Raw genomic sequence first — 1,903 nt, forward strand, 5'->3', positions numbered from 1 at the left:
AGACCCACATTTACATCGTTTAAAATCATGACTATGTATTGATTCAATAATATCGTCACACTTTTTACAACGAACCTTGTTCACTAATACCCTTCTCATTAGATAAAATTCCTTTCTAACTACTATGTGCGTGCGTTCAACTGGTCTTGTAATTAACAATAATTATCAAAAAAAGAAGTTCCCCTTTTGGATACTTCTTTTTAATTAATACTTTACAAAGTATTTTATATAATGATCATGCTTTTTTATCCATCTTTTGTATCTGTCCATATTAGATAAAGTTAAACTAAATCGCTGGGCAGTGTTACGAGTTCGGATCTCATCCCAATTCCCCGTTATACATTCGAAAACTTCATCCATTCGAATACTTTTGCGATTACTTGTAGAAGCAACATAGTAACAAGCAAAGAGGAATGTCAAATCTGCTAAGGGCATTGTTCCTCTTCTTATTTCCACCATGATACTTTGGGGTACTGCATAATATCCATATTGTTTAATCAACATAGCCGGAACTTCTTTACCATCATCAATCATGTAACGAATAATGTATTCACCACGATTAATGCTTACTTCCCTATCTTCAAATAAAGCTTTTGGTATTTCTGATAAACTTGTGCTTTTAACCATTACTGTCTTGATATCCCCTTAGTCTAATTTAATAGTTATACGATTTGCCTTATTATAAACTGATTCAGCTCTTCTAGAAGATTCCTGCTTTTCCTTTTCAATTAGTTCCAACTCAACATCATATGCTACACCTTTATTTTCTAATGTAACTCCAAACGTTTGACAGATATAACCTTTTGCACCCAAGAGAGCCATGATTTCATTCGTTAGTTCAGGCGTAAATCCTTCATGGGCTTCATCTGTCATAGTTTTTTCATCGCTAGTTTTTACAGCTGCTACAATATCTATAACCAATTTTCCTTTGAAGAGATTCATTGAAGACATAATTCGCAACAACTCCTTTATCTTTTAGGTATTAATAATGTATCAACAAAAAATGAAAGTGCATCTTTAAACGCCACACGGTAGGTCAACTTACTTTTCTGGAATACCTGTTGAAAAATATTTGATTTAAGATCTTCAATAAGATTATTCTTTGCCTCTTCATCAAGATCTTTAATGCTTGACGATAGCTTCTGTTCCAAATCCTTATAAATCCCTTCCATAAACATCTCATATTCTTCACTAGTAATGATATCCTCCAAACGACTTTCAATCAGTTGATTAACCAATCTTGGGAAACCATCAATCATCTAAAATCACCCTTTTATTCATATTATGAATATATTTATATTATGAATATAACATGATATCTATTGATTGTAAAACTAGAAAATAATACGATAAAGGAAATAGAATGAGAAGGGAAATTAAAATGGACGATTTACAGGCTGGTAAGTTGATACGTAGGTTAAGAAGAGAAAGTAAATTAACAATGGTTGATTTTGCAAAACAAATCGGTCTTTCTCAACCTTCTTTATCACGAATAGAAAGCGGCAATCAAGAGATCACCTTCTCCTTATTAGAAAAAATATGTAAGGCACTTAATATATCGATGGGTGATTTTCTGTATGCACTTGAAGGGGAAAGCAAACTACAAAATATCGAATTAAGTGAAGAAGATGATGCAAATACAGAAGAAGAACTTGATGCTAAATTAAATAAATTGATTTCGTCGTTATCGCTCGAACAGAAGAAAGGGCTATATACGCTGTTGCTGCCATTTGCTAAAGACTAGAGGGGAAATATCTTTGTATAAGTTGTTGTAGATGATCCACACTTTTATTTTAGTCTATTGGATTTATCTGGTTGCTTAATCATGGTCTGGTGACATATACTAAATATGTCTATTAATACTACAAGATTGATTAACGCTACGATGAATATTTCTGGTGTT

General features: G+C 32.4%; 5 protein-coding genes. 1 reads left to right on the forward strand and 4 read right to left on the reverse strand.

What is annotated here, in order from left to right; all coding sequences use genetic code 11:
• The 4 genes from OMHG_RS19420 to OMHG_RS04870 all read right to left on the reverse strand — a co-directional run.
• Positions 1-99 (reverse strand): DUF7695 domain-containing protein (locus OMHG_RS19420; RefSeq protein WP_419760929.1); only part of this gene is annotated, 99 nt, incomplete at its 3' end.
• A 105-nt stretch (positions 100-204) separates the two neighbouring features.
• Positions 205-627 (reverse strand): hypothetical protein, encoded by a 423-nt coding sequence (locus OMHG_RS04860; protein ID WP_010648810.1) that lies wholly within the window; start codon positions 625-627, stop codon positions 205-207.
• Between the two features lie 18 nt (positions 628-645).
• Positions 646-951: a hypothetical protein gene (locus OMHG_RS04865; RefSeq protein ID WP_010648811.1), complete on the reverse strand. Its 306-nt coding sequence runs from the start codon at positions 949-951 to the stop codon at positions 646-648.
• A 17-nt stretch (positions 952-968) separates the two neighbouring features.
• Positions 969-1,259, reverse strand: a complete 291-nt coding sequence (locus tag OMHG_RS04870; RefSeq protein ID WP_010648812.1) for a hypothetical protein — start codon at positions 1,257-1,259, stop codon at positions 969-971.
• Positions 1,260-1,381: 122 nt separating this feature from the next.
• Between OMHG_RS04870 and OMHG_RS04875 the strand changes: the two genes are divergently transcribed.
• The gene (locus tag OMHG_RS04875) at positions 1,382-1,744 is read left to right on the forward strand and encodes a helix-turn-helix domain-containing protein (protein ID WP_010648813.1); all 363 of its coding nucleotides are present in this window, start codon (positions 1,382-1,384) and stop codon (positions 1,742-1,744) included.
• Positions 1,745-1,903 lie beyond the last annotated feature (159 nt).

This window comes from Oceanobacillus massiliensis str. N'diop (assembly GCF_000285495.1).
Classification (GTDB): Bacteria; Bacillota; Bacilli; order Bacillales; family Amphibacillaceae; genus Oceanobacillus; species Oceanobacillus massiliensis.

What these genes read in the sequence shown, in the direction of transcription:
- OMHG_RS04860 (WP_010648810.1), bottom strand. Translation starts at nt 627, where the DNA reads ATGGTTAAAAGCACAAGTTTATCAGAAATACCAAAAGCTTTATTTGAA.
- OMHG_RS04865 (WP_010648811.1), bottom strand. Translation starts at nt 951, where the DNA reads ATGTCTTCAATGAATCTCTTCAAAGGAAAATTGGTTATAGATATTGTA.
- OMHG_RS04870 (WP_010648812.1), bottom strand. Translation starts at nt 1,259, where the DNA reads ATGATTGATGGTTTCCCAAGATTGGTTAATCAACTGATTGAAAGTCGT.
- OMHG_RS04875 (WP_010648813.1), top strand. Translation starts at nt 1,382, where the DNA reads ATGGACGATTTACAGGCTGGTAAGTTGATACGTAGGTTAAGAAGAGAA.